Origin of the sequence: Bacillus sp. Root131 (assembly GCF_001429475.1) — a bacterium.
GTDB classification, from domain to species: domain Bacteria; phylum Bacillota; class Bacilli; order Bacillales; family Bacillaceae_G; genus Bacillus_A; species Bacillus_A thuringiensis_S.
On the sequence record NZ_LMJQ01000004.1, the window covers coordinates 81424 to 102262 of the forward strand.

Sequence of the window (20839 nt, forward strand, 5' to 3'; positions counted from 1 at the left end):
GGGTGAGAGTGTGATAGGAGCGATTGGTAAGAAGAGTGAAAGAATCAATCTAAGAAAGAATAAGTCGTGGATCTACTTAACAATTATCAGCTTTCTATTTTTTGGTTTTTTCGCTTTCTTGACATCAAAAATTTACATGCCAAACGATGAAAAACTATTTCATACAGAAACAAATAAAGTAATTAAGTTGTCGGGTATGGGGAAATTGATTGTAGAGAAAAGGGAATACAATCCACACAAAAACTTTATACAAATTTCCTTTCGATTAGAAGGATATGAGGAAACAGGATATACATTTAAAGCACAGCAAAAAGCAAATCCAGGTGTCCAATTACCTGTCAAAGTATTGTATGAGGAGAACGGAAAATACGTAGTAGAAGTAAAAGACTTATCTCTGAATTGGGGAGCGTTAGCTTTCGATATTTACAATAAAAGTAGTGAAAAAGAACAAATGGATATTCGTAAATTTACACAAGATGTGAACGAATATGAAGAAGAAAATGCATCAACAAAGAGTCCAAATAAATTAGTTCAGACGATTTTTACCGATCAAAGAAAAACAAAAGCAAATGACGAATTGATAGCTGAAGATAAAAAAACATATGAGCTAGATTTTATAGAAAGAGACAAAAAGGATATCGAAACAAAGATAAAAAATTATGGGAAAGCAATCAAACTGGAAGAAGAAAATGCAAAGACAGTTTATGAAAAAGTAAAGGAATTACAAGATGAAATGAAGTACCAAACGGAAGCAGAAAAAACGGAAACACAATCAAAGATAGCATCCTTAGAATCTAAAATAAAATCATCAGAAAAGAACGTGGAATTGTTTAAAGGAGAACAAAAAATTGCACGAGATAAAATCAAAAAATTAGAAGAAAAGTCACAAGAAATTAATAAAAAGTGAAAAAAGTCATGTCGTGAGTGAGTCTACACCTAAAAGCTTTTCTTGCCCTCACCGTTTCGCTAGGCTCCGCCTAGCCCCACACCCTCGGTGGGGGCAGAAACCCCTTATGCTCTTCTCACTATTTTCTGATCTCTACCCAGAATTGCAGAAAGGAGCGGAAATTGTGAATCTAAAAATAAGAGATATAGATCCAGTTGCCTTAAAGAAAATAGATGAAATAGCAAAAAGGAAAGGAGTATCTAGGCAAAAATTTTTGAAAGCTCAAATTGAAATGTTGGCATTTTTTCAGCAACAAAATAAAAGGGAAATGGAATTAGAAAATCTTATTGAAAAGAACATCCATATGATGAGTGATTGTTATAACGCAATGGAAAAAATGAATGAGTTTATTCAAATGATGATGCAGGATGTTGAAAATGAATAATGCCATTCCTGTTCAATCTTCCGTCACACCAGGTGTTGTTTTAAAAACGAAATTTGTGTTGCCAAGTTCGGATGCTTTTCAAAACTATATTGATTATGTAGATCGGGAGGAAGCGAAAAGTGAAGTGAAGCTGAATCCGAAAATGTTCGAAACGTATCAAGAATACATGGGGAATTCAGAAAAGACATCGGCATTATTTACGGAACACGCAAATCGTTTAACAGAAAGTGAAAAAAAGTCCTTAAAGGAAATGTTTAAAACCGCTCATGAGAATGGAAGTATCATGTGGCAAGATGTCATTTCTTTTCATAATCCCTGGTTAGAGAAACAAGGAATTTATGATGAGATAACAAAAACGTTGGATGAAAAAAAGTTAATGGATGTAACACGGCTTGCGATGAGGGAAATGCAAAAAAGAGAGGGGTTAGAAAAAAGCTCTATCTGGTCGGCAGCCATTCATTTTAATACGGATAATATTCACATTCATGTGGCAACTGTTGAACCATATCCAACGAGAGAACGTGGTAAAAGAAAACCAAAAACATTAGATGCGATGAAGGGGAAAGTTGTAAATAATCTATTAGATCGTAAGCAGGAACAAAAACAAATTAATGATCTGATTAGAAATAATATGGTGGGAAGGAAAAAAGAGGATTCCGTTTTTGATTGGCGTAATCAACATCTGAAACCGTTGTTTTTACAAATCTATAAACAGTTACCAAGTGATAAAAGACAGTGGCAATATAGCTACAATACGATTCAACCATTAAAGCCGGAAATTGATAAATTAAGCAGTCGATATATTCAACATCATCATAAAAAAGATTACGATCAGTTTCTCCAAAAGTTAGATAAAGAAGTGCAAGTGTTTAAAGAAGCTTATGGGGAAGGGAAGTATGATAAGAAGCAATATGAAAATTATAAAACGAATAAAATCAATGACCTATATAAAAGAATGGGTAACGCCTTTTTACAAGAAATGAAGGCATATGATAAAGAGCAAAAGAGAATCCAGCATATGAAAAAATCAAAGCCGTTTCAAAAATTTAAGCAGAATATATCTATTCAGTACTCTATGAGAAAAGTGGAAAGTGCTTTTAAAAGTGAATATGAAAGTTGGAAGAACCAAAAGTATTATGAACGTATGCAAAAAGAAAGTGCATATCAAAATGAGAGGGGTTATTAAATGAAAGACTTTCGCATGCAAATTACATTGGATGAGGAAACAGATACGTATATTAAAGATTACATGGAAGAACACAACATCAGATATAACGGTGAAGCAATTGTTAGGATTTGTAGAGAACATCAGGCATCCAAAAATACAGAATGGTCATTGAATTATATTTCCGAAATTGTATCAAAGAATTTACACGATGTGTTGAAAAGTGAACTAACAAAAATTCGTCTTGGTGCAAATAGTGCGGATAGAAATACGCAAATTTTAATCGAATTATTAAATGGTTATTTCTTTTTAGAGGGTGTAGATAGTCTTATTACGACTGATAAACAAGAGATGGGAAGTGTGAAGATAGCAAAAGAAGTCGTAGCGGAACGGATTAGTAACGCAAGACAAAAACGTTTAGATCATGAGGCATCAAAGAACAATGTAACGTAAGCTACATTGTTTCTTTTTATAAAAAAACAGGAGGTTATTAGGATGTTATTATTTCATGAAGATATCGCATTAGGAGTCATTAAAGAGGTTGGAGAAGGTGAACTTATTTTACTTGTAAAAGAGGAAGAACTAACAATCAAATTTACACGAGAACAAGAGGAAGAACTTGCAGTCCATGTCATGAATCAAGAAAATATGTTAGTTCCAGTTAATGTGAAAACTCATGAGCTTTTCTTTGATACAGCTGAGAGATGGAATGAAGAGGAAATGGAGGAATTACAAAAAGCAAGTGAAAGAGTAGGAGAAGATCATGAGTAAAAGTTATAAGAAAAAGTATCAAACGAAATCACCAGAAGAAAAGAAAGAAGCGGTGCAAGCTTTAACAAAAAAGATGGAAAAAAGCGTTGAAGGTTATTTTCGTACACCGGGAGATTTAAAAGAGTATCTAACGTTTATGGCAAAGTTTTATCACTATTCACCATCTAATATTTCATTAATACAGAGTCAATTCCAGGGAGCCAGTGCAGTTGGTTCCTTTTCTTTTTGGAAAGAAAAAGGATTTCCCGTTAAGAAGGGTGAGAAAGGAATTAAAATTCTTGTTCCAAACCGAACTGTAGCAAAATTTAAGGACAAAGAAGGCACTTGGAAAACAGTAACTAAAGCAAATGAGCAAGAGAAAAAACAAATTGAATCTAAAAGCGTAGAAGTGAAACCAGGTCGCTTATATTTTGCTGTCGGTCATGTGTTTGATGTGTCCCAAACAAACGCAAAAGCGGAAGATCTTCCTCGTATTTTTCCGAATCGTTGGCTAGACGGGAGCGTAACAGATTACAAGAGTTTGTACAAGGGAATGGAAGCCATTGCGGAAAAAAAACGGTGTGAAAATTATTGAGCTGAAGCAAGAACTTGGGGTTACAAAGGGAGTTAGTTACACCTTAACAAAAGAGGTTGCTTTGAATCCTAGAAACAGTGAATTGCAAAATGTAAAAACACTTCTTCACGAATTGGCGCATGCCAAACTTCATACAGCAGAGACACATATGCATTACACAGCACCAGAAAAAGAGTTCAAGCAGAAATGACAGCTTACGCTGTATCTTCTTATTTTGGGATTGATACAAGTGAATATTCGTTAGGATATTTAGCGAGCTGGACACAAGGAAAAGAAATGAAAGATAAAACGAAGTTGTTGAAAGAAGTACATGAAACTTCAATTGAATTTATTGAAACAATTGAAAGCTCGTTGGAAAAAGAAAAAACAAACGAAAAAGGAGTAGATCATATGGCAAAACAAGTGTCTGAAAATAAAGATGGGAATGTAAGAGACAATTTTGAGGTTTTAACAGACATCCAACAAAATGCGCAGCGACTTATCAATGAAAGGCTTGGATTAAATTTTGAAAAACATTGGGAAAACTATGAAATTCAACTTTCAGAAGATAATCGTGTATTAGAAGAAATAAATCCTAATATTCGTTTGAATTTAGGGGAGATGGAACAGATTGTTTATGAATTTGGTACAAACAGAGAACAAGATACATTTAAAAAAATTGTGGATACATTAGAGCAATATTATGAAGCTGATTTGTTAGAAGATAGTTTCAATGATATACCAATCGCTAAGGTTTCGTTAGATCGTGAAAAGCGTTTAAAAGTCGATTGTATTAATGAGCATGTGAAAGAAAATCATAAAGATTTTTGGTTTCAAAATTCAGTGAGTTTGGCTTTGAATGTAATTAATCATCGAATTTCAACAGCACATAAAGAAGTAATGAATAATGAGATTGAATATAAAGGACTATATCCTAAATCTGAATCAGAAGTGATTTATTGCCAAGAAACAGGTAAGCCATTACAGCACAATGAAGAAGTTTTTCATGTAGAGGGTCATGGATATACAGTAGCAGAAGAGGCAAGTTTTAAAGGTTTGGATCAAGAGGATGGGTATTATACAACGATTGAATATGAGCAGGTTGAAGAAAAAATACTTGCACCAATTGGACTAGAAAAAAATGCTCAACCTAGCTTTGTAAATGAAAAACAGAATGAAAAAAATATTTTATTGGTGGAATACATGAGTTTAAGTAATACGACACAAGAGCTTGTTTCTGTTGCAGAGTTAAGGGAACAAGCAGATAGGAATCGAGCGTTTGAACCTGTAGAAGGTGCAGGGAAATTGAGTGATAAAGAATTTATTGATGCATTTAACGAAGCGAATCAAGAAAAGTATGCAGCATTAAATCAGGACGAAATTAATCGTCCAACTATGCTAGTTCAATGGAGCGACAACGAAACTTTTAAGAATAATCAACTGATTCCATTTGGAGAAGCCAATGAAAAAATGGCTGAAGTTATTACAAGTATTGAAAAAGCAAGGGAAGAAGCTAGAGAAAGAGGTGAAACCATCCCTTACGATCAAGCTCGTTATCATATTGTCATTCCAAAAGGAGTAGATAGGGATTTTGGGAGAATGGAGCTTGTGAGTATGGATCGTATGAATATGGGAGATGGGGACTACAAAACGCCATATGAACAAGTATTAAACGAGAAAAGGTATCTATCGGATGAAGTGAAGCAAGCGTTACGGGATGAGGTAGTGAATCATAGGAATAACAAAGAAATAACGATGGAAAAAGCACAGGAAAGTACATTAGAAAGCTTGAAAGAGGCACCTACTCATTTAGTTACAATTGAAGTGTTGGCGAAGGATATGCAAGATGAAGAGGTTGCAAGGATTCACATGATGGATGGTGTTACGAAAGATATTAATTATTTATCGGTATGGAACCAAGATAAAACAAATCCAGAAGATTTATATGTTTCGTTAATGGAGAAAAATGGAGAACGAGAAAATGTCTATTTAGATAACATTTTGAAGCCAGATTTATATGCAAAGGTTCAAAGCTCTATTTTTGATGGAAGAGGAAATTTATCATTTGTCATTCATGAAAAGGATACAAATATGAGTCTAGATGAAATCGTAAAAGATGAACTGTATGGACTCTTAGTTGATAAGGGGGAGGCGCAAAAGGATTACTCATTTAATGAAAAAGAAGTGGAATTATATAAAGAAATGAAGATGGAGGGATATGCACCTATTGCTTCTCTAAATCAACAAATTCAGCCTTTAAAAGAAAAGGAGCCAACTACATTAGATAAAGATTTAAGCCGGAAATTCGAAGCTTACAGACGTTCACAATATGAAGAGACACCAGATAATATTGATAGCATTGTCACTCGTGTAAAAGCTGAAGAGCGATATTATACAACAAAGTATGTTTCAATTGATAATGAGCTAGTAAGCCAGGAACATATAGTGAAATTAGAAAACCAGGTGGATGAGAAACTTGGGAAAGAAGGAATAACGGTGAATCAGTCTACAACTTCAAAGGAAACGGATTTTGATAAAAAGTTTCAGCCGGTGAATGGAAAAAAAACGAATGATAAAGAAAAAGAAACGGAAATAGATCCTGGTAATGTAGATCAGCCGAAGTCTACAAAGAAATCGGGTAGAAAAAAAGAAACAATGGAAATGGAACGATGAAAAATTTTATAACAGGAACACCAGATTAAATCATTTTTTGTTACTCAATTGAGATAACGGAGAGTGATTTTTTTATATCTAAAAATGAAAGAGGGTTAAAGGAAAAGCCCTCTTTCTTATTTATAGAACGAAAGGAGAGAATGCCATGAATGTATGGCTGTTTGCGGGCTGTATGTTCCTTGTAGCTGTCTTTTTGAACATGTTGCTATTATTTGGGCACAGAATAATGAAAAAGCGGAGAAACAAGAAATCGAAGCGTGAAATTGCAGATTAATAGGAGGTAGTACGTATGGGGAAAACATTATTTATTGCTGAAAAGTCGAAGGTAGCTGTTGAATTATTAAAATCACCTAGATTTAGAAACTCACAAAGGTATTCGGGGAGCAAGCCATATTATGGCTACTATGAAAATGAAAATTACATTATTAGTTGGTGCCGTGGGCACTTATTAGAACTAAAATATCCGGAGGAAATGGATGAAAAATACAAAGAGTTTAAATTTGATCACTTACCCATTATTTTAGAGCCGGAATATAAAGAAAAACCGGATAGTCTTGAACAAATTCAAATATTGGTTAAGTTGTTAAATCGTCCCGATGTAGATCATGTGGCAAACGCTTGTGATGCTGATAAGGAAGGTGAGCTTATCTATCGTGAAATAGTTGAATATGCAGGTGTGAACAAGCGAGAATCACGCCTGTTTATCTCTTCTTATGAAGCCGCAGAACTAGAGGGAGCCTTGAACCGATTAGAACCAAGAGCAGATTATGATGGACTTGCTCAATCCGCTAAAGCAAGGCAATACCTGGATTATATTCTAGGGATTAATGTTACAAGAGGATGTACATCCAAACTAGCAAAAAATCAATTTTTATTGGCTTCTGGTCGTGTTCAAATGTGTATCTTGAATGAAATCCGTCAGAGGGAAATCGCTATCCAAAATTATAAAGAACAAACCTATTACAATTTGAAGCTACTAACGGAAAACGGTTTATCACCAGTAATGAAAACAGAAGATCAACTGATAGATCCATCGCCATTACAAAAGCTTGGAGATAGCTTGAAAGAAACGAATGTAATCGTAACGGAATTTAAAGAGAGTACGAGAAAAAAGAAACCAAAATTATTATATAACTTAACGGATATCTACAAAGATGCTCACGCCAAACTGAAGATAAATGCGGAAACAGCAAAAAAACACATTCAGAGTTTGTATGAAGAAGGCTTTATTACTTATCCTCGTTCTTCATCCAGGCATTTACCTACTGAGCAAGTGGAACGAGTGAAAGAAGTAATGGCAGCATTAGAAAAAAGCACCTATGCAAATCTCGTACAACAAGTAATTCCATCTTCTATTACAAAAAAACACACTACATTTAATGATGAATTAGTCAGTAGTCACTTTGCCATCATCCCAACAACAAAATTATATGTCGGGACCAACCGAGATCCATTAGAAAAACAGTTATATGACTTAATTGTAAAACGATTTATCGGGAATTTTATGAAACCAGCAATCTACCTGGTAAGAGAAGTGCATTTTATAGATCAAGAGGGCAACACATACAGTACAAAAGAAAAGATCCTACAAGAGAAAGGGTTTCTAAGTGTGTTTCAAGAGGATATAGAGGAGGGGTCAGTTGAAGCATTCCAGATACCTATTTTACAAGAAGGAGATTCTTTCAGAATCGTTCAGTATGACTTGATTGAGTCTCGAACGAAGAAACCAGCCTTTCATACGGAAAGTTCTATTTTAACCTTTATGGAAACGGCAGGACGTAAATTAGATGATGAACATTTGAAGGAACTCATGAAAGGGAAACGGATTGGGACAGTGGCAACGGAAGAAACATTTATTCCGAAACTGTTAGATCGTAGCTATATTGATGTCACCAATAATCAAATTCGAACGACACCTATTGGTCGTGCTTTTATAGATGCTTTTCCGGTCGATACAATTAAAAATCCAGCTTATACGGCTGAAATGGAAGGGATGATTTACATGATTGAAAAGAACGAAATGAAATATGAGGAATTTGTAGAGAAAACAAATACGTTTGTAAAAGATACGGTGGAACAATTAGGCGCAATGGATGATAAGGTTTCGGATAGCATTATTAATACTTGGAATCAGCAAATCGAAGTGTGTAAATGCCCTTGTAGAAAGGGAAAAATCCTTCATAAAGGAAATTTTTACGGGTGCAGTAATTATCCGGAATGTGAAATCTCCTTACCGAAAAAAATTAAAGAAAAAGCGATTCCGGAAGCGCAAGCGAAAAAGCTGTTTGAAGATAAGAAAACAGATCTTTTAAAAGGATTTAAGTCCAATGAGAAGGAGTTTTCCGCTTATCTCGTGTTACATGAAGGAAAAGTTAAATTTCAGTTCCCAACACAAGAGGAGCTGTCATTTGGTAAATGTCCAAAATGTAAAAAAGGGGATATGCTTTATCGTAAAACATTTTATGGATGCACGGAGCATAAAAACGGATGTGATTTTATGTTACCAGCCAAAATGAAAGGGAAAGCAATCCCTGGCAATCAAATGAAGAAGCTACTTCAGTATAAAACAACGGATTTTATCAACGGCTTTCAAGGAGAAAAGGGAGAATTTACAGCAGCTATCTATATGGAAGCGGACGGAAGTTTGAAATTCCGTTTTCCAACGACTGAAGATCGTACCATTGGTAAATGTCCATTGTGTAAGAGTAGGGTTCTTGTAGGGAAAAGTAACTACTTATGTGAGAAATACAAAAAAGGCTGTGACTTCATTATTTTTGGTACATTCTCTGGTAAAAATTTAAGTAGTAACCATGTGAAAAAGTTATTAGAAAAGAATGTAACGGATCAGATCAAAGGGTTTATCTCAAACAAAAACGGGAAGAAATTTGACGCTCGTTTATCATACAGCGTACAGGAGAAGCGATTAAAATTCTTATTCGGCAAATAAAAATGAAATGTAACAACTATAAGTAGCAAAAGAGGACTAGGAAACGGAATAGTCCTCTTTTTTATTTCATTTTATAGAGTAAAGGGGGGGATTCCGTAATGGCATATGTCAGTGCGGAGGATGCGATGAAAGCAAGAAACGTTGACTTGATTTCATATCTGGAAGCAAAAGGAGAAACGTTTAAGAAAGAAGGAAACTATTATCGTCATACGGAACATGACAGTCTCATCATTAAAGGAAACCAGTATGCCTGGAATAGTCGAGGGGAAAAAGGATATGGAGCGATTAGCTTTGCCATGATGTACTATGATATGACATTCCCACAAGCCGTGATGGACATTCAGAAGGGGGACTACAAAGAGTTTGATCGTTCAAAAGCGGAAGAGGAGCGCAAAAAAGAGCAGCAGCCGTTTAGTTATCCAAAACACTTAGAGGTTTTGAAACAAACAGAAATCAAGCAATACTTAATTGATGAGCGGAAAATAGATCCTCGCCTGGTGAACTGGTTGATTAAAAAGGATCTCATCGCCCAGGATAAGAAAAACAATGTCGTGTTCAAATGGAGAGAAGAAGGTGGCAAAGGGCAAGTCATTGGAATGAACCGTCAAGGTACTGTCAAAATGGAGAATAAGAGAGGAAGCTTTAAGCAAATTGTCCCGAATTATGAAAAAATCAATGCCGGTTTTACGGTTGATGTAGGTAAACCGGATAAGATTTATTTTTATGAAGATCCAATCGACATGTTATCTCATTGGAGTATCAAGCAAAATAAGATACAAAACGCTCGCCTGGTTTCTATGCATGGATTGAAGTCAAAAACAGTGATTCAATCTTTAATGGATGCGAAAAAAGAAGGGCACGATATTAAAGAGATCATTATGGCAGTTGATAATGATAAAGCTGGGAAAGACTTCATTCAGACAATGAAATGCTTTGTCGATCTTAAAGAGGATATCCCAACGAATGAAAAGGATTGGAACGATGTCCGGAAGAAACAAGTGAGTGAGCAACAGGCAAAAGAAACAGCCCAACCAAAGAAAATGAAACCAATTAAAGAGGTGGAGCGAAGTGTCTAATCTACCAGAAATGCCAAACATATTACAAATTTTGATATATGGTTTTATCCTTTATGTTCTTTTTCGTATTTGTAAATTCATGTACCGGAAGATCCAGGAGCGAAGAATATTAAAGCGAATGGCTAAGTCTGGTATTCGTTATATAGACAAAATGGACGGACATCAATTCGAAGTGTACTTAAAAGCTCTTTTTCGAGAGTTGGGTTATTCTCCAACAGTTACAAAACAGTCAAATGATTTCGGAGCGGATCTGGTGTTAAAGGGGAAAAATCGTATTGTAATCCAGGCAAAACGCTACGGGATGAAAAATAGAGTTGGCATTAGTGCCGTACAAGAGATATATGCAGCACAAGCCTATTACAAAGCACACGAAGGCTGGGTTGTAACAAACAGTGTATATACAAGACAAGCGAAAGAATTAGCGGAAGCTTGCAATGTAAAACTAATAGATCGTGTAGAACTTCAGAAATTGATTAATAAAATCAATCAAGAATATTCGGCTGAAGATGTATATCAAGGGGTAACACCTGCAGCACGGAAATGTCCAACATGTAAACATGATTTAGTCGTTCGTAATTCAAATAAAACAGGAAATAAGTTTTTTGGCTGTTCACAATATCCTACATGTACACATACAGAACCAATCAATACATGAGCTGTGATGAAAATCCGGCTCTTTTTTCATTTGTTTAAAGAAAGGATGAAAAAATCAGTTTAACAAAAAAACGACTCTTCAGATTTTGTTGTATGGGGTGTTGATGGAGTTATTAATATAATAAGTCATATTTGTTATAAAAACTCATGTAAAGGGAGATAGGGAATTTATATGCGTTTTTAGGTTTTTTAGGGTAAATAAAAAGGGAAGCCATTATTTACGACTTAACCCTTTGTCTACGATCTGACGAATTGCTTCGTTTCGGTTCTTCAGCTTATTTTCATGCCAATAATTTTCTATTTGTTCTACTTGTTCTTTTGTAAAAGTAACTAAAATTTGAGTGTACTTGTCTTTATTAACAGCCATATTACAACCTCCTCTATAAAAATAATTATAAGTTATATAACTTTATTGAGGAGGTTATTATATGGAACGGAAAGTTAAAAAGATGATGGCTGATCTTCAATTTATTATGAATCATGGTCAAATAAGTGTAGATTTTATGGATCAAGGATATAAAAGAATGCTTTTTAGTGCATTAGAAGCTACAGGAAAACAGTTTAATGTGTATACCAATGAGCATAATGAAACAATCTTGTTCTTAGAGTTAGTTTAGTAAATTTACGCAATGAGGAGCTGTTAATAATGGAGCAGTTAACCATTTTTGACGTAATGGATGAAACTAAAAATAAACTTTATGAGGTATTAGAGAAAAATGGATTAAATTATAAAATTCATAAATACTATTTATATTCGAATTATGAAGGGGTTGTTCAGTATTATTATATAAGAACAACTGATAATACAATTATTGATTTGTGTCTCTCGGATTTTCCAGAAATCTTCGCTGTCCATGAAGGATTTAGCGATAAACAAATTAGAACGATTTACAATTGGAACTTATAAGCTATATAAATTACAAATTTAATTATTGGAGGAATGAGACATGAAAATTGGTGTATCTGAGTGGAAAGCATTGAAAAGAGAGACAAAGTTAAAGTTATTACGTTATGCGATGCTGGAAAGCGAGTATAAGTATGCAAAATAAAAGCTCTTCATTTGCAAAAGCAAACAAAGAGCAAAGTCATGAGTGACCGTCTGGGAAAGAAATTGGCAGGTTTCTTTCCTCTATATTTTAGCATATAAAAAGTTGTAGAGAAAAGGGGCATGTAGAATGGAAGAAGGGCGTATTTCCTTTCAACAAGGGGTTAAAGAGTTTCTTATTATGATTGTCTGTTTTTGGTTCATTATGTTTCTCATGTATGGTGAAAGCCTGTTACAATAGAATGGAGTCGAAAGTCTAAATACCCTTAGGTAGCTCTCATAGGTGTAAGATCTATGGGGGCTTTTTTAATAAGGGAAATATATAATTTCACGTACCGTAATGTTTAATAAAAAATACAACACATAATCAATAGTCTACATTTAATTTTTTGCCTAAATAATCCGCTTAATGGATACTGCATTGTTTGGGATGTTGCAGAATCCTTATAATAAGGATTCTTTTTTATTATATATAAGCAAAAGAGAACTCTTAAATAAAAATTAGAATAATAGAAGGCCTTCGAAAGAGTGCTTTATCCATTTCTGAATATAACACTGATTTGAATTGTATTTCTCAATAAAAAAGAAATGCAAATGGGATAAAATAAACTTTATGATATATATTTAGGGGTCACCACGCTATTTTGAGGATTTTTACGTTTAGACACAGGTTGACCTTTAAGATGTATGTTATTTATATAACTAGGAGGGGGAACATGAAATTAATATCAAAGATAGTAATGACTGCGTTAATAGTATTGAGTACATTTGCATTCAACTTAGGTGGAGAATTTGATAAGAGTTTTCTTTCTACCCCAAAAGCATATGGGGATGTAATCAAGGCACTTCCACAAAATGCGTCAAAGATAGAGTTAGATTATGCTTCTGTGTATGACTACGACACAGACGGGTGTTATGCGACTGCAGCAATTTCTCCAGATGGCACGACTAACCCTGGCCTAAGTTTGGGCGGTTCCCCGGAAAGTGTCTGTAGAGATGTTAACCGACTGGAAAATTCAAACACTTATTCTCGGGCCAAATCAAATAATGGTTGGACTGCCATTATGTATGCGAGTTACTTTGAGAAAGATCAATCAACTTCGGGCCCTGTTGCGCTTGGACATCGACATGACTGGGAACACACAATAGTTTGGGTTAAAGATAGTCAGGTTCAATATGTAACTTATTCAGCACATGGTAATTGGTACACTAACCCTCGCTCAAACGTTAGATTCGATGGAAACCACCCGAAAATTGTATACCATAAGGACGGCGGCTCGACACATGCTTTTCGCCTGGCTAATAGCAATGACGAGCCGCCAGAAAACTATTATCACCAGTGGCTCCAACTACCAATGGTTGGTTGGAATGGCTATCCAAGCCCAAATATTCGTGAAAAACTAATGACTACGAACTTTGGAGATGCAACACTTGAGATCAAAGATGGAAGATTTGAAAAAGCCCTTGCTAACGCAAAGCCACCCATTAACTTTGACCCTTATGCACCTGAACTGGAAGATGGTGGTACTTATCAAATAGTTTCTATTTTAAATAATAGTAGTGTCGTTGACTTAAATCAAGCAGATGGAAATGTTCAATTGTGGCAAAATGGCAACGCTAATAATCAAAAATGGAAGCTAGTATATGATTCAAATAAATCAGCATACCAAATTAAAAATATAGCAAATCAAAATTTAGTGTTAACTTGGAATAATCTTAATGGTTCCAATAATGTAGTTGCTACAACTAATCAAAATAAGGAAGAGCAATATTGGATACCAACAGAAGCAGGAAATGGATATTATTATGTAAGGAATAAGAAGGATCAAAACAAAGTGTTAGATGTAAGTGGTTATGGTACTGCAAATGGAACAAATGTTACAGTATATAATTTCCATGGTGGTAATAATCAAACATTCCAATTGTCTAATGTAACAGGGACTTTAACAAGAGAAGTGGAGTCACTCTATAAGGCACAGCCTGGTCAAACCAGTAGATCAAGTAATAATTTTTCACTTGAACATCTCGCGGCAGGTACCAAAGTACGAGTTGTTTTAGAAGGAGCAGGTGCTACCTCTTTGTCATTTAAAATCGCAAGAGATAAATCAGGTACAGACCCTGTAATTTGGTCAAATGTTAGAGATGGTTCTATTCTAACGATCCCTTCAGGAGATGATAGAAAGAATTTGTATATCGCAGGTCCTCCTAGCGGATATACTTCTAACGGTACATTTAAAGTGAAATTTTACGCTCTTCCAAACTAAAAAATATTATAACGTTTCTATTCCCTTTATATTAATCTAATTAGAAAATGAGTATGCATACTTCAAAAAATTATTTCGGCTTGCTCGATTGGATTAACTATATTAATAGGAAATATAGTGTTTTGTTGCAAAGTTCTTTAAATGAAGCGTATAAAATGGGGTTGAAAGTCTAAATACCCGTAGTTAGCTCTCATAGGTATAAAATATATGGGGGCTTTTTTAATACAGCTTATAATAATTTCACGTACCTTAATTAAAAACAAAACAAAGAAATCCACTTGTTGAGGATTTCTTTGTTTTGATAGTATTGTTATAAGAAATTGTTGTTTATATAAATGCATGGAAAACAACAACTGATTTACAAAACAGCTATAACCACAATTGCTATATGAAAAATAGTCATTTTATGAAAATTGTAACTGAACATTTTTATGAGATGATATGATATTTAAACTTTTAACTATCCTTATACAAGAGATGCCTTTTTGGTAATATAAACAAGCTGTTTCAAATTGATTTTCCTTTTGATAACAGGTCGCTAAGTCAATATAAGATATGGATAATTGTTTATTATCTTTTTCATTCTTGAAAAAAGGAATGGCTGTTTTTTCAAGAAAATTTTTAAAATTTGTTTGGTCAAAATATAAATGATTTTGATAGGAAAATAAACAATATAGTTTAGGGTATTTATTTTTGGTAGTTCGTAACCCTCGATTTAACATCTTTTTAGCATCATTCATTTTTTCCTTATAAAAAAATGAAATCATAGTATCATATAACTTTTCTAATTCAAGTATTTCTAAATCTACTGTTAGTGTATTGTTTTTGATTTCTTCTAATCTCTTATATAACAATTTTTTGATATTACAGCTTGGAACAAGTTTATTATTTTCAATTTTACTTAAATAAGATACCGTACATATGCCATAACACAAATTTTCTTGTTTTATTCCATGTTTTAATCGTTCATTAAAAAAGAATTTTCCTATATTTTCATTCGAAACCGTATCATTCTTAATTTCAGGATTAGACTTAAATTCCTCAATTCGCTCTAAAAGTAATTGTTTTACTTCGGGTTTTGCTTCTACTTTATTATTTTCTATAAAACTTAAATGGGATACTGGACATATTCCTTTACATAGCTCTTTTCGAGTTAGGTTATATGTCTTTCTAAATTCACGAATTTCTTTACCGATTGTATTCATTATTATGCCCCCCCTAGAATCTCTTATAATGAAGGATATTCGTTTTTTTAGAAAAATTCAAATAAAAAACAAAATCAAACTTCAGTCCAGTTGGAGTTTAATAAATAAAAAAGATAAGATCTGGGAATACGATCTTATCTTTAGCGTAAGGGAAAAACAAATGACAGAAACCATCTTAATTTTTATAATATTATATTTTTTGTTGATTTTCTATATAAGAACTATATATAACAAATATATCTATATTGAGAAATTTATTACAAAACGAACTATAAATGATGAAAAAACCGAAAGTAAACTTTTATTGAAAAGTTTACATTCAAATTAGAAAAGGTTAGCTCCTCGATACACTTGACCCCAACCAAAAACAAAGGGTAACTCAATTGTTCAAACTCATATAAAGTTTCAATCTTATCTAAACACCCATTCAGATATACAACTGATCATCTATTTTTCTTTACGTAATCTCCAGATACAGTCCATATCGACTATAGATTCTTGTCTTATGCTAAATGTAATCAAAAAGCAAGTAGATAAAGATAATGACTAAAACATTAACTCTAGATACTTTTTTGATGAACATTACAAATAAACAGGAGGTAATGAAAAATGATTAAAACATTATTAGCAGGAGCATTTTTAGGTACAGGATTATTAGCAGGAGGTGCAGAAGATGTGAAAATGGACAACCTAAAATCAAATGAAAATAGTCCAAATCAATCGATTACAATGAGTGCAGATGGAACAACGTCTTTCTCACAAAACTTTGAGTTACCTAAAGATACAGTACCAGCAACTCCTAAAGGAGATGCAAAAACTGTTGAAAGAACAGAAGGTACAGGTACAGATTCTGGGGAAGGAAAAATGGTAGAAACAAAAGTGGGAGCCCCTGAACAACGAGAAGGTGCAAAAACTGTTGAAAGAACAGAAGGTACAGGTACAGATTCTGGGGAAGGAAAAATGGTAGAAACAAAAGTGGGAGCTCCTGAACAACGAGAAGGTGCAAAAACTGTTGAAAAAACAGAAGGTACAGGTACAGATTCTGAAGAAGGAAAAATGGTAGAAACAAAAGAAGGAAATTAAATAATATATAGTTATAACGAAGAGCATCCAAAAAGTGGTGCTCTTTTTATATGATAGGGATCAACTAGTTTTACTCAATATAGAACTGTAGAAGGAATTGAGGCTAGAACATGGGTACTGTCTCTTCAAACCATGGTGTTTGGAGCAATGGGTTTGGTGGTAACATTACAATACAAACATTTTGTTAGAGGTTTTTTTAAATTTACATACAATCTAGATAGACTACATATAAACTTTAGATACTTGTTTTATGATACAAGTAATTAAACAAAAGGAGGGCATACAAAATGACTACAACAGTATTAACAGGGCACTCTTTTAAATACGGGAAATTATTAGCAAATGGAGAAAATGTTGAAGATGTACAAACAGATAAACATATTCCATATAAACAAAATGAATTGCAACAAGCTAAAAGTACGATTCTAAGAAGTTTGAGTTATAAAAAGAAAATAGATAAGTATAGTGAAAATAGATAAATTGACAAGAGAAAAGCACTTTGTGTATATCACAGGTGCTTTTTATTTTTATTTTGATCTAGGACTTGAATTAAATTTTTATACTAAAATATATATAGGAAAAGGTGGAAGTTCATTGTACAAAATTATTTATGGAATATTAATTTTAATTTATACTTTGTATTCATTTTTTGTAAGTGATGGAAGTGAAGTAAGGTTTATTATGGTGTTAACTATAGTACTTATATTTTCTGTGGTTTTAGAAAAAGGGAATGTAAAAAAACAGGATTGATTAAAGGTCGTTTTTTTAACACTTTTTGGGGTCCCACCACATTACTATCAAGCTAAGATTATGTAAAATCAATTTCAGGTGAGATAGTCCCTATATTTTAAAGACTAATTGTATATTATTTAAAGGATTGCATATGAAATAAACCTTAATGAGTTTTGATTTTTTAAATTAAGCTGCATGATTATGAGACATGGAATAATTGTATACGACGCCTAAAATATCAAAGACTGTTTTCTTCTCGTACCTATGGGATTTTCGTCCGTTTTGCTGTAGAAGGTTGAACAGGCGAAGTAGTATCTTTGATAACTTTTGGGTGTCTTTTTGTATTGTTTGGAATAGAAGAAGAAAATAGTCTTTAATCATATATATGGCTTTATATTCACTAAGCTCTTGTTTTTTCTTCATGAGGAGTAATTGGCGCATTTTAAACATGATAGAGGAACAAAGTAGAATGGCAATCAATTGACCATACAAATGGCATTTTAATCGTTCTGGCTTTATCTTTTTACAATGATGAATTTGAAAAAAATGATTTCCACTATATTCCATATTAATATAGTGGAAATCATTCTACTGTTTATAACAAATTACTTTGACAGACAAAGTAATTTGTTATATCGTATACTACAAGAGGTGATATATAATGAGTGTTATATCTACAGACTTAATCCGTGGACATACGGACATGATCATCTTAAATGTTCTTCGTCAAGGTGATAGTTATGGATATGAAATGTACAAAAGGATTATTGAATTAAGTGACAATCAATATGAATTAAAGGAAGCCACTTTATATACAGCTTTTCGTCGATTAGAGAAAGAAGATTACATCTCTTCCTATTGGGGAGATGAAACTCAAGGGGGAAGACGAAAATATTACCGCATTACAGAATCTGGTATGAGTTTTTACGAAAATAGTAAAAAAGAGTGGAACATTGCGAAAGAGATTATAGATCGTTTAATTAAAGGAGCGATTACAGGTGTTAATGAGAAATAAAAAATTAGACGAAAGAATACAGGAGTACATCGATAAACAGTTTATGGATGTAAAAGGAACACAACAACTATTTGATATGAAAGAAGAGTTGTTTATAAATCTAAAAGAACGAATTTCAGATATGATTAAGGAGGGGTATACAGAAGAAGACGCATTTAAAAAAGGAGTCATTTCAATCGGAGATTTAAGTGATCTAGTAGAAGAAATGCAATCGTATGGTCAAGATGAAATGAAACAATCTATTGACTCTAAAGAAGCACAACATATGTCAACAAAAGGAATGATTGGTGGCATATTATTATTTCTTTTTGGGATATTCGCATCCTTAATAGCAAATTATGTACTTGGATCGCAATTATTTTTGATTACTTCTTGTCTTTTCACTGTTCCAGGTATGTTGTTGATTATTTATGGTTTACTAATAAAAGAGACACGTAAACGTTATGCAATGAATAAAACTCGTGCTAAACGTTATATTTTAGCAATCGGAACTTTTCTGTATGGTTTGTGTATATCAATTATAATCTACTCAATTCCACTAGAACTTGTTGCACTAGTCTTATTCATGGTATCCATTTTGACTAGTCTGGCTATCCTTTTACCGCTTCTACTGGCTGGAAGAAGTCGCTTAAAAAACAGGAGGATATATGGGATGAATGAATTCAAACATAAAACCCTTAAATTTTCCATTGTCGGTATAGGTATTATTTTGGTATTAGGAGGACTAGGACTTTTTCTCACCAATAAAGTTTTAATTGGTCAAGATAAACAAGCCTTTAAAAATCCAATCAATTTTAAAGAAGTTGACACGATTTTGTTGACTACCCATATACCAGAAGGGCATGAAGCAATTTGGAATCAACTGCAAAAGTATGAAGAACAAAAAGATGTTCGTATTAGCATGGTAAATTTAATAGACATAAGATCTCAACAAACACGAGAAATACATACGAAAACCTACAGTCCCTTCTTTCACGCATCAAATTATTCAGAAAGTAAGGTGCCTATAAAGGTCACATTATATGAAAATCATGAAGTCAAGTATGAAAAGACACTGCAACCAGGTGACATGTTTGCAATAAACGAACAACTAGGTCGTGGTAAGTATAGTCTAAAACTAGGATGTATAGGTCAAGGTTATTGTAAAGGTAAAGGTGCGATAACTGCTGGAGATATTAATTGGGATTAGAAAGAAACTAAATTACAACCATAAAAAAGTAAAATCAATAACCGGTTCCTTAACTAACAGGGTACCGGTTATTTTGTGTCTAAACGTACAATTTTTCCGAAATGATATGGTGATCCCATACCCATCAAGCTAATATTTTGGATTACCCTAAAAACGGTAAAAATAAGTTTCGCTGCTATCAAAGATTAAAAAAATCGTTCTTGGGGTATTGAAAATTTTTAACTTGACGGCGATGGGGTGGTATCCCTTCTATAAATTTTATATACCAAAGAATAAAGTGAACTTTTGGATAAAAATTCACTGTAAAAAGAAGCATAAGATGGCCGTTTTAGCCAACTTATGCTTCCAGGATAAACTTTTAAATCATTCATAAAATTGTTTGAAATTATAAAATTTTTAAAATGAAGTTTTATCATTTTTACTTACAAACACTTAATTCAAGAGACATTTCATGTCATAACACTTAAAGTAACTTGAATATTAACTTATTTTAGCTTAAAATACCTTTAAGGAGGTTATTTATGAATCAAGAAGAACGATTGATACGAGTCCTTAATTATTTAGATACACATAAAACCATGAATATAAAACAAATGTGTGAAATGTTTCATATCTCACGAGATACTGCAAGAAGAGATATAGTAAAACTGTCAAGAAATAAAGCGATAGTTAGAACCTATGGTGGAGTAGCTTTAGCTACTTTTCATAAGAAAATTGATACTTATCAAGAGCGGTCACAGACTGAATTAGAAACGAAAAAATTGATTGGAATGAAAGCTGCAAATATAGTTGCAAACAATGACATGATTTATTTAGACGTTTCAACAACAGTCAACTTTGTAGCGCAACATTTGCAATCAAAGAACGTAACTATTGTGACGAATTCAANTTGCAAACAATGACATGATTTATTTAGACGTTTCAACAACAGTCAACTTTGTAGCGCAACATTTGCAATCAAAGAACGTAACTATTGTGACGAATTCAATTGATACTGCTTATATGTTAGCTCAATCTGAAGATACGACAATTCACCTTTTGGGAGGAACTTTAAATAAGGTTTCTCGACATACTACGGGGACTTCGACCACTGAAAAACTCAAAGATTATCACTTTGACAAGGTGTTCATTGGAAC

General features: G+C 33.4%; 23 protein-coding genes and 2 pseudogenes. 22 read left to right on the forward strand and 3 right to left on the reverse strand.

What is annotated here, in order from left to right; genetic code table 11:
* The first annotated feature begins 10 nt into the window (after positions 1-10).
* The 12 genes from ASE54_RS15585 to ASE54_RS15635 all read left to right on the forward strand — a co-directional run bounded on the left by ASE54_RS15585 (position 11) and on the right by ASE54_RS15635 (position 11171).
* Entirely contained in the window at positions 11-907 is an 897-nt protein-coding gene (locus ASE54_RS15585; RefSeq protein WP_000578556.1) for a hypothetical protein, read from the forward strand.
* Between the two features lie 163 nt (positions 908-1070).
* Positions 1071-1331, forward strand: a complete 261-nt coding sequence (locus ASE54_RS15590) for a hypothetical protein (protein WP_002155031.1) — start codon at positions 1071-1073, stop codon at positions 1329-1331.
* On the forward strand, positions 1324-2517 hold the full coding sequence (gene mobP2 / locus ASE54_RS15595) for a MobP2 family relaxase (RefSeq protein ID WP_001057732.1): 1194 nt from the start codon (positions 1324-1326) through the stop codon (positions 2515-2517). The genes ASE54_RS15590 and mobP2 overlap by 8 nt, the downstream gene beginning before the upstream one ends.
* On the forward strand, positions 2518-2949 hold the full coding sequence (locus ASE54_RS15600) for a hypothetical protein (protein ID WP_000651369.1): 432 nt from the start codon (positions 2518-2520) through the stop codon (positions 2947-2949). It begins immediately after the preceding gene.
* Positions 2950-2991: 42 nt separating this feature from the next.
* Positions 2992-3267 carry a hypothetical protein gene (locus ASE54_RS15605; protein WP_000923905.1) on the forward strand — a complete coding sequence of 92 codons (276 nt, stop codon included), beginning with the start codon at positions 2992-2994 and terminating at the stop codon, positions 3265-3267.
* Positions 3260-3841, forward strand: a complete 582-nt coding sequence (locus tag ASE54_RS36985) for an ArdC family protein (protein ID WP_003258721.1) — start codon at positions 3260-3262, stop codon at positions 3839-3841. Before ASE54_RS15605 ends, ASE54_RS36985 begins: the two co-directional genes overlap by 8 nt.
* Complete coding sequence (locus ASE54_RS36990; RefSeq protein WP_003258719.1) at positions 3810-4031, forward strand: ImmA/IrrE family metallo-endopeptidase; 222 nt, start codon at positions 3810-3812, stop codon at positions 4029-4031. The genes ASE54_RS36985 and ASE54_RS36990 overlap by 32 nt, the downstream gene beginning before the upstream one ends.
* Positions 4028-6493 (forward strand): LPD25 domain-containing protein, encoded by a 2466-nt coding sequence (locus tag ASE54_RS34410; RefSeq protein WP_003310144.1) that lies wholly within the window; start codon positions 4028-4030, stop codon positions 6491-6493. The genes ASE54_RS36990 and ASE54_RS34410 overlap by 4 nt, the downstream gene beginning before the upstream one ends.
* A gap of 145 nt (positions 6494-6638) precedes the next feature.
* A complete protein-coding gene (locus tag ASE54_RS37390; RefSeq protein WP_003310145.1) occupies positions 6639-6767 on the forward strand; it encodes a hypothetical protein in 129 nt (42 codons plus the stop codon).
* A gap of 15 nt (positions 6768-6782) precedes the next feature.
* Positions 6783-9440: a type IA DNA topoisomerase gene (locus tag ASE54_RS15625; RefSeq protein ID WP_000520755.1), complete on the forward strand. Its 2658-nt coding sequence runs from the start codon at positions 6783-6785 to the stop codon at positions 9438-9440.
* 98 nt (positions 9441-9538) lie between these two features.
* Positions 9539-10516, forward strand: a complete 978-nt coding sequence (locus tag ASE54_RS15630; protein WP_000332215.1) for a DUF3991 and TOPRIM domain-containing protein — start codon at positions 9539-9541, stop codon at positions 10514-10516.
* On the forward strand, positions 10509-11171 hold the full coding sequence (locus ASE54_RS15635; protein ID WP_000067636.1) for a restriction endonuclease: 663 nt from the start codon (positions 10509-10511) through the stop codon (positions 11169-11171). The genes ASE54_RS15630 and ASE54_RS15635 overlap by 8 nt, the downstream gene beginning before the upstream one ends.
* Before the next feature lie 213 nt (positions 11172-11384).
* On the opposite strand, the gene ASE54_RS36360 is transcribed toward ASE54_RS15635, so the two are convergent.
* Positions 11385-11537 (reverse strand): hypothetical protein, encoded by a 153-nt coding sequence (locus tag ASE54_RS36360; protein WP_000290205.1) that lies wholly within the window; start codon positions 11535-11537, stop codon positions 11385-11387.
* A gap of 61 nt (positions 11538-11598) precedes the next feature.
* On the opposite strand from ASE54_RS36360, the gene ASE54_RS15640 reads away from it, so the two are divergent.
* From ASE54_RS15640 to ASE54_RS15650, 3 genes are all read left to right on the forward strand, one after another.
* A complete protein-coding gene (locus ASE54_RS15640) occupies positions 11599-11787 on the forward strand; it encodes a hypothetical protein (protein WP_000440216.1) in 189 nt (62 codons plus the stop codon).
* Positions 11788-11816: 29 nt separating this feature from the next.
* Complete coding sequence (locus ASE54_RS15645; protein WP_000436959.1) at positions 11817-12077, forward strand: hypothetical protein; 261 nt, start codon at positions 11817-11819, stop codon at positions 12075-12077.
* 854 nt (positions 12078-12931) lie between these two features.
* Positions 12932-14479, forward strand: a complete 1548-nt coding sequence (locus tag ASE54_RS15650; protein WP_000767377.1) for an NPP1 family protein — start codon at positions 12932-12934, stop codon at positions 14477-14479.
* A 404-nt stretch (positions 14480-14883) separates the two neighbouring features.
* Here the strand turns inward: ASE54_RS15650 and ASE54_RS15655 are convergent, their stop codons facing one another.
* Complete coding sequence (locus ASE54_RS15655; protein WP_001092094.1) at positions 14884-15684, reverse strand: helix-turn-helix transcriptional regulator; 801 nt, start codon at positions 15682-15684, stop codon at positions 14884-14886.
* 609 nt (positions 15685-16293) lie between these two features.
* On the opposite strand from ASE54_RS15655, the gene ASE54_RS15665 reads away from it, so the two are divergent.
* The 3 genes from ASE54_RS15665 to ASE54_RS15675 all read left to right on the forward strand — a co-directional run bounded on the left by ASE54_RS15665 (position 16294) and on the right by ASE54_RS15675 (position 17517).
* Positions 16294-16767 (forward strand): hypothetical protein, encoded by a 474-nt coding sequence (locus ASE54_RS15665; RefSeq protein WP_000598080.1) that lies wholly within the window; start codon positions 16294-16296, stop codon positions 16765-16767.
* A 287-nt stretch (positions 16768-17054) separates the two neighbouring features.
* Positions 17055-17246: a hypothetical protein gene (locus tag ASE54_RS36105; RefSeq protein WP_003310149.1), complete on the forward strand. Its 192-nt coding sequence runs from the start codon at positions 17055-17057 to the stop codon at positions 17244-17246.
* A complete protein-coding gene (locus ASE54_RS15675) occupies positions 17233-17517 on the forward strand; it encodes a hypothetical protein (RefSeq protein ID WP_133239724.1) in 285 nt (94 codons plus the stop codon). Before ASE54_RS36105 ends, ASE54_RS15675 begins: the two co-directional genes overlap by 14 nt.
* Before the next feature lie 168 nt (positions 17518-17685).
* Here the strand turns inward: ASE54_RS15675 and ASE54_RS15680 are convergent.
* Positions 17686-18045, reverse strand: a pseudogene (locus tag ASE54_RS15680) (IS4 family transposase); the annotation flags it as partial.
* Between the two features lie 115 nt (positions 18046-18160).
* Here ASE54_RS15680 and ASE54_RS15685 point away from each other — a divergent pair.
* The 4 genes and pseudogenes from ASE54_RS15685 to ASE54_RS35775 form a co-directional block, all read left to right on the forward strand.
* The gene (locus tag ASE54_RS15685; protein ID WP_000111505.1) at positions 18161-18514 is read left to right on the forward strand and encodes a PadR family transcriptional regulator; all 354 of its coding nucleotides are present in this window, start codon (positions 18161-18163) and stop codon (positions 18512-18514) included.
* Complete coding sequence (locus tag ASE54_RS36995) at positions 18504-19703, forward strand: permease prefix domain 1-containing protein (protein ID WP_226790166.1); 1200 nt, start codon at positions 18504-18506, stop codon at positions 19701-19703. Before ASE54_RS15685 ends, ASE54_RS36995 begins: the two co-directional genes overlap by 11 nt.
* Positions 19704-20224: 521 nt before the next feature.
* A partial coding sequence (locus ASE54_RS35770) for a DeoR family transcriptional regulator (RefSeq protein ID WP_141654164.1) occupies positions 20225-20591 on the forward strand: 367 nt, incomplete at its 3' end.
* Positions 20592-20606: 15 nt separating this feature from the next.
* Positions 20607-20839: pseudogene (locus ASE54_RS35775) on the forward strand (DeoR/GlpR transcriptional regulator); the annotation flags it as partial.